At 36.2% G+C, this 7,425-nt stretch carries 6 protein-coding genes; 3 read left to right on the plus strand and 3 right to left on the minus strand.

Annotation, left to right across the window (positions count from 1 at the left end; all coding sequences use genetic code 11):
* Positions 1–46 precede the first annotated feature (46 nt).
* From helD to guaA, 3 genes are all read left to right on the plus strand, one after another.
* On the plus strand, positions 47–2,347 hold the full coding sequence (helD, locus tag IV36_RS09780) for an RNA polymerase recycling motor HelD (RefSeq protein WP_056992120.1): 2,301 nt from the start codon (positions 47–49) through the stop codon (positions 2,345–2,347).
* A gap of 266 nt (positions 2,348–2,613) precedes the next feature.
* Positions 2,614–3,534, plus strand: a complete 921-nt coding sequence (gene coaA, locus IV36_RS09785) for a type I pantothenate kinase (RefSeq protein WP_056992122.1) — start codon at positions 2,614–2,616, stop codon at positions 3,532–3,534.
* A gap of 137 nt (positions 3,535–3,671) precedes the next feature.
* A complete protein-coding gene (gene guaA, locus IV36_RS09790) occupies positions 3,672–5,210 on the plus strand; it encodes a glutamine-hydrolyzing GMP synthase (protein WP_187328448.1) in 1,539 nt (512 codons plus the stop codon).
* 596 nt (positions 5,211–5,806) lie between these two features.
* On the opposite strand, the gene IV36_RS09795 is transcribed toward guaA, so the two are convergent.
* Genes IV36_RS09795 through IV36_RS09800 form a run of 3 tightly spaced genes read right to left on the minus strand, consistent with a single transcriptional unit; the run spans position 5,807 to position 7,364 of the window.
* Positions 5,807–6,622: a MerR family transcriptional regulator gene (locus IV36_RS09795; RefSeq protein WP_056992126.1), complete on the minus strand. Its 816-nt coding sequence runs from the start codon at positions 6,620–6,622 to the stop codon at positions 5,807–5,809.
* A 32-nt stretch (positions 6,623–6,654) separates the two neighbouring features.
* Complete coding sequence (locus IV36_RS12510; protein WP_268872860.1) at positions 6,655–6,840, minus strand: PLP-dependent transferase; 186 nt, start codon at positions 6,838–6,840, stop codon at positions 6,655–6,657.
* Between the two features lie 26 nt (positions 6,841–6,866).
* Positions 6,867–7,364 carry a PLP-dependent transferase gene (locus IV36_RS09800; RefSeq protein ID WP_056992127.1) on the minus strand — a complete coding sequence of 166 codons (498 nt, stop codon included), beginning with the start codon at positions 7,362–7,364 and terminating at the stop codon, positions 6,867–6,869.
* Between the last annotated feature and the right edge of the window lie 61 nt (positions 7,365–7,425).

A 7,425-nucleotide genomic window follows, 5' to 3' on the forward strand; every position in this document is an offset into this window, starting at 1 on the left:
GTGTTAAAATTGTATGACGAGAATTTAGGCAACAGGGGGGAATTTAATGAATTCTGATATTAAGGCTAAAGAACAAAGAAGAATGGATGATGTAGTTGGTAAGATTAAGACTGCCGAGAAGAAACATCATAAAGAGATTGAAAGTGTAAAAAAAGATTCCCAAGCTATCAAAAAAGACTTCTCAAATAACCTACGAATTAAAACGGAATCTTACTCAGGAATATTTGAAACTGCGATGACAGTTAGACAGCAACAACAACTCCTGCAAGAACGTGAAAATAATTGGAAATTAGCTGCAAGGAGATTAGATGTTTTAGCAAAGCTGGAAAAGAAACCATATTTTGCGAGAATTGATTTTAAGGAAAAAGGTGAACAAAAGACTGAATCTGTGTACATTGGACTGGGATCATTTAGTGATCGTCCAGATAATTTCTTAATCTATGACTGGCGTGCACCTATTTCTAGTGTCTATTATGATGGAGGAATTGGTGAAGTATCCTATGAGACTCCAGATGGAATGCAGAAAGTTGACGTAAAGTTAAAGCGCCAATTTTTAGTAGAAAATGCCAAAATTCAAACAGTTTTTGATACCGATGAAGCAGTCGGTGATCAGATGCTCCTAGATGTTTTGGATGATTCTTCAGATACAAAAATGAAGAGTATTGTGACAACAATTCAGAAAGAACAGAACCAGATTATTCGTGAGACTAAGGCACAATTGCTATTTGTTCAAGGTGCGGCTGGTTCGGGGAAGACTTCAGCAGTCTTACAACGAGTTGCTTATTTACTGTATCGCTTTAGAGGCAATTTAACTTCAAGTCAAGTAATTCTTTTTTCTCCCAATCAATTATTTAATGATTATGTTGATCAAGTGCTGCCTGACTTGGGTGAACAAAATATGATTCAAATGACGTATTACCAATATGCTCAGCGTAGGTTACCTAAGTTGAGAGTTGAGACTTTACAGCAGCGTTTTGAACGGGTTGAGACAGCTGAAGAGAAAAAAATCCAAGGACTGAAAGATAGTCTGCAATTCTTTAACGCAACAACAACATATGGTAACTTTCTTGAAAATAAAGGGATGCGTTTCAAGGATATTCGTTTCAAAGGGGATACTTTCTTTGATAAAGAACACATTGAAAAAATCTACTATAGTTTCAATGAGAACTATCATTTGCGGAATCGTCTTGAAGCTACGAAAGAACGATTGCTGAAACAACTTGGTCGGCGAGTCGATAAGGCTTCTAAGGAAGAATGGGTTGAAAAAGCAGTCCAGGAATTGAGCCCAGAAGAGCTAACACAGCTCTACGGAGACCATGCACGCGATTTTGGAGACGGAGATGCTGAATTGCACTTCCTAACAAAACGGTATGTGATGGGACAATACAGGCAGATTCAACGAGATATTCGGCGTAATCGGTTCTTAAATATCAATGCACAATATATTCATTTTCTAAACAGTATTCCTGATTTATTGAATATTCAACAAGCAGGAATTACTGAGGAACAATGGAAAAAAGAAATAACACGCGTGATTACCGCGATTAAAGAGAAGAAAATGCTGATGGAGGATGTTAGTCCATACTTATATTTGTATGATTTGATTACCGGTAAGCGTGGAGAGTTGGATATTCGACATGTCTTTATTGATGAAATCCAAGATTACACGCCGTATCAGCTGGCATGCCTAAAGGCAAGTTTTCCGAGGGCGCGTTTTACTGTATTGGGCGACTTGAATCAGGCCATTTTTACTAAGAAAGAAAGTTACATCTTATTAGAAGAAATGAGCAAGCTTTTTCCTAAGGATGGAATCAAAGTTGTGCAACTTACTAAGTCATATCGCTCAACAAAACAAATAACCGAATTTACAAAACAAGTTCTGCTCAGCGGAGCATCTGTTGAGGCTTTTGAACGTAAGGGGGAATTGCCTGAATTACAGGTATTCAGTGACGAAGAACGAATGATTCAAAAAGTCATGGAGCAATTACAAAGTAATGATGAAGAAAAATTGACAACGGCGATTATTGGCAAGACTTTAGCACAATGCCAGAAGCTTACAGATGAATTACATTCGCGAGGAGTCAATATAACATTGATCAAGACTGAAAACCAGCGCTTGGCAGCAGGCAATATCATAGTACCTGCCTTCTTGGCGAAGGGGTTGGAGTTTGATGCAGTGATAATGTGGGATGCTAGCGAGAAAAACTACCACGATGAGGATGAACGTCAATTGGTTTATACGATTTGTTCAAGGGCAATGCACCGATTAAATGTTGTTGCGCTGAATGAGTTATCAACTTTGTTTGAGCGAATTTCGTCTGATTCTTACAAGTTGATTGAGGATTAGAGATACTAACTATATAACATCATGATTTTAGGGGGCGGGTCAAAAATTAAATTTTGACTTAGCTCCTCTATTTATTTCAGATAAATGTACTTTATAAGTTAAATTTCTCCGTCTAATCTCTAATTATTCATAGTAAAGTATTCGTAATTTTATCTTAGTACTTGAAGATTTTTTAAACCGGAATCATACTCTTACAAATAAAGTCTAATATTCAAACCTGTAAGATGCTATAATAACCTTAATTTAATCACATGTAGGGAGTAGCAATGTATAATCAGATGAATTATTACAAGATTCCACGTGATGAGTGGCGTAATTTATATCAGAAATATCAGGTCTCATTGTCAGTGGAAGAATTGTCACGTATTAAATCTGTCAATGATCGTATCTCGCTAAATGATGTTCAAGACATCTATCAACCATTAGTTCATTTATTAGGGATTCATATGAAATCACGTCAAGAACTAATGAAGCAGCAAGCAGAATTCCTAGGAATTGAAGCACATAAAGTCCCTTTTATTTTAGGAATTGCGGGAAGCGTTGCGGTAGGCAAGAGCACAACTGCCAGATTATTGCAGACACTTTTAAGTACAACGTATCCTGAGAAAAAAGTTCAGTTGATTACAACCGATGGCTTTTTGTATCCGAATAAAGAATTGAAGAGACGTCAAATAATGCAGCGCAAGGGTTTCCCAGAGAGTTACGACATGGGACGGCTATTGACATTTACTAATGATGTGAAGAACGGGTTACCTGCTAAGGCACCCAAGTATTCACATAAGGTTTATGACATAGTACCTGATGAGTTTGATGTTGTCGATAATCCTGATATTTTGATTGTTGAGGGAATCAATGTGCTGCAGTTGCCAAGTAATCAGCAAATATATGTTAGTGATTTCTTTGACTTTTCTATCTATGTAGATGCACACGAAGATTTGATTCAGGGTTGGTATCTCGAACGCTTTGAAACGCTACTAGATACGGCTTTTCAGGATCCTTCCAACTACTATTATCCATATGCGATCGGTGATCGAGCTAAGGCAACTAAAATGGCCAGACAGGTTTGGCTTACTATAAATAGGCCAAATTTACGTGAGTACATCCTGCCAACAAGAAATCGCGCAGATTTAATTTTACACAAGACACAAAATCACTTAGTAAACGAACTTTTTTTGCGTAAATATTAGAAAATACTAAAAATTGTCCGGAATTTACTTGAAACTGGGGCAAATTGATTTGACCCTTAAAGCTCTAATCGGTAGAATGAACGTAGTGAATGATCCAAAATTTGAAGATGAGGTGAAACTTCTTGACTAATGTTGACATGCAGGCTTTTGACAAGATTATTGTGCTTGATTTTGGAAGCCAGTATAATCAATTGATTACCCGCCGAATTCGTGAGTTCGGCATTTATTCAGAATTGCTATCACATAACCTGACAGCTGCTGAAATTAAGAAAATGGCACCTAAGGGAATTATTTTCTCTGGTGGTCCTAATAGTGTTTATGATAAGGATGCTTTCCACGTGGATCCCGAGATTTTTAAACTCGGAATTCCTATCTTAGGTATTTGTTACGGAATGCAACTAATGGCTAATGAGCTTGATGGTAAGGTTGAAAGTGCTGATAACAAGGAATACGGTAAGGCAGATATTCATGTAGCTTCTGCTGATGAACCGATGTTCAAAGAATTACCTGCCACTCAGACAGTCTGGATGAGTCATGGTGACTTGGTAACAAGTGTTCCTGAGGGATTCAGAGTTGCGGCTACAAGTGCCAATTGTCCAATCTCTGCTATGTCAAATGATGAGAAGAAATTCTATGGTTTACAGTTCCATCCAGAAGTACGTAATACAGAACATGGCAATGACATCTTACGCCATTTTGCCTTTGATATTTGTAAGGCACATGATAACTGGTCAATGGATGACTTTATTGATATGCAAATTGCTAAGATTCGCGAGACTGTTGGTGATAAGAAGGTCCTTCTAGGCTTGTCAGGTGGGGTCGATTCATCAGTTGTAGGTGTTTTATTGCACAAAGCAATTGGTACACAATTGACAAGTATTTTTGTAGACCATGGTTTGTTGCGTAAGGGCGAAGTCGAGCAAGTTATGGCAAGCCTTGAAGGCAAATTTGGTTTGAATATTATCCAGGTAGATGCTAAGAAGCGCTTCATGGACAAACTTGCTGGTGTTTCTGATCCAGAAAAGAAACGTAAGATTATCGGAAATGAATTCATTCGTGTATTCGATGATGAATCTGCTAAGTTGGATGGAATTGATTACTTAGCACAAGGAACTCTTTATACTGATGTGATTGAATCTGGAACTGATACTGCCCAAACAATCAAGTCGCATCATAATGTTGGTGGACTGCCAGAAGATGTTCAATTCCAGTTAATTGAACCTTTGAGGACATTATTCAAAGATGAGGTCCGTGAATTAGGTGAGCGACTTGGGATGCCATCTGAACTTGTATGGCGTCAACCATTCCCTGGCCCAGGTCTTGGAATCCGTGTGATTGGTGAAATTACAGAAGAAAAACTCCAGATTGTCCGTGATAGTGACTTGATTTTACGTGAAGAAATTGCTAATCACGGTCTTGAGAGAGAAATCTGGCAGTACTTCACCGTTCTTCCTGGTATCCGCAGTGTCGGTGTCATGGGGGATGGTCGAACCTACGACTATACTGTCGGAATTCGTGCGGTAACTTCAATTGATGGAATGACTGCTGACTTTGCTAAGATTCCATGGGATGTCTTGCAGGCAATCTCAGTTCGAATTGTTAACGAGGTCGATCATGTTAACCGTGTAGTGTATGATATTACATCTAAGCCACCTGCAACGATAGAGTGGGAATGAAGAGACAATATAATATGGACGGGGGATGCCCATAAATCAATGTTTTTCAACTTCAATGTTGCTTGATTTCTGTTAAAAATAAAAAGACTCCTTACTTTTCCCTATAAAAAGGCTCTTAGGTCTATTCAATAATATGAGTAGACTTAAGGCCTTTTTTATTCTGTGTTAAACAAACCACAGTTTTATAGAATATTTAAAAGGACATATGCAAATCTAAAATATAATTGTGATTTGCTGGCCCTATAAAGAATTTTTTACACAAATCAGTTTTTAAGAGCTAATGAAGGTGGTCAGAAGTTAAATTTAAACTAATTTACCCGTTCATTCCGTATATTCAATAGGTCAAACTATTACTGTTAAATAGAATTCATAGGACAGTTCAATGTGAACTAATTTTTTCTCCTAGATTATCAAAAAAGTAATATGACAAAATATATAACAACTTTATACAATTCGAGATTTAAGCTAACTTCGGATATTTTCAAGTATAAAATTTAATTTAGAGATAAAAAGTTGGCGATCATTCATTAAGTTTTTATTAATCAAAGACAAAATATTAAATAACCCTTTAAATAAGTGTCTAAGCGGACTATACTTCATTTTTTTGGAAGATCAACTGGAATTTCTACTTCATAAACACATTTTTTATATTCAAGTAGACTGTTTTCGTATTCACAAGCAATAGCGGCTCCGCAAATACCTAATTTTTCAGCAATTTTTATTGCAAAATCGGGACACCAATCATTAGTTAATATTTTGCCTTGAAAACAAATAAAATCATTAGCGGGTAATTGTAAAATATTTGAAGAAGTTTTTAAAGAACATTCGTCCGTTATGAAAAAGCCTATTTTTAATGGGGTAATGATATTTTTTTTAAGGTCAGTCACATCCAATATAAGAACAAATTGTCTAAAAATTTCTAGTTCTTTGTAAGGAGAACTGTGTCTAAGCTTTAAAAGGTCAATATGATACTGTTCACGAGTCTTATTTTTGCAAGAAACACAAAGTAATTGGCGCTCATTTTTATGCAGTGAATAAGGAACATAGCCGATATCATTATTGCTTTTAAATGAAAAGTAATTTTTATATCTATCGACTTCCTCAGACAATCTTTGAAGTCGCTTTATTTCAGAGTTAAGTTTTTTGCCCTGTGTGTCCAAGTCTTTTTTTAGTTCGTCTGTGGTTTGTGGAGTTGAATAAATTGTGCGTATTTCGTCGATAGATAAACCAAGTCGACGTAGGTATTTTATTCTATCAATAATATGAAATTGTTCGTATGAATAGTAACGATATCCATTTTGTGGATTGACGAAGTGCGGCATTAAAATACCAACTTTGCTATAGTAACGTAAAGTTTGAACAGAAACATCAAATATTTTTGAAGTTTGTCCAATAGTGAATAATTCATTCAATATATCACCCACTGATCGTTTAATAAGTCAGGCTACACATCATATACAGTTAAAGCATTTTTAAAATCCTCAATTAAATCATTTATGTTTTCAATTCCTACGGATACTCGTAATAAACCATCTGAAATTCCTAGTTTTAACCGTTCATCTCGTGGCATGTCATAATGTGAGGATGTTGCAGGATGAGAGACAGTCGTTCTGTAACCGCCCAAAGTCATTGCATAGTGTACAAAAGTAAGTTTATTTAAAAATTTGTTAAGAAGAGTTTCATTTCTGGAAGTTCAAAACTAAGCATTCCTCCATAGCCGTTAGGAAATATTTTTTTTGCCAATTGATGCTGAGGATGGTCAGCTAATCCAATATAATGGACTCTTTTTACAAATTTGTTATTTTCCAAAAACTTTGCTAATGCAAGAGCATTATCTGACTGTTTTTGAACACGAAGATCCATAGTACGCATTCCACGTTCGCAAAGCCAAGCGTCAAAAGGTGCTGCGGTTGTTCCAAGCAAAACCTGAAGATCATACGCTTTTTTGATAAATTCGTTAGAACCAGTGACGGAACCAAGACAGACATCACTATGCCCATTTGCGAATTTTGTTAAACTGTTTACCACAATATCTGCTCCCAGAGTTAAAGGGGATAAAAGATAAGAAGTCGCAAAAGTATTATCAACTATCAATTGACTTTTATGTTTATGAGTTAGGGTAGCAATTTTTTCTATGTCTATTGTATTAATCATTGGATTTGCTCCTATCCTAGTATTTGGTACATAAATTTCTGAACAGTTGTGCCATAATTAA

This window comes from Liquorilactobacillus mali, from assembly GCF_001437155.1.
GTDB classification, from domain to species: Bacteria; Bacillota; Bacilli; order Lactobacillales; family Lactobacillaceae; genus Liquorilactobacillus; species Liquorilactobacillus mali_A.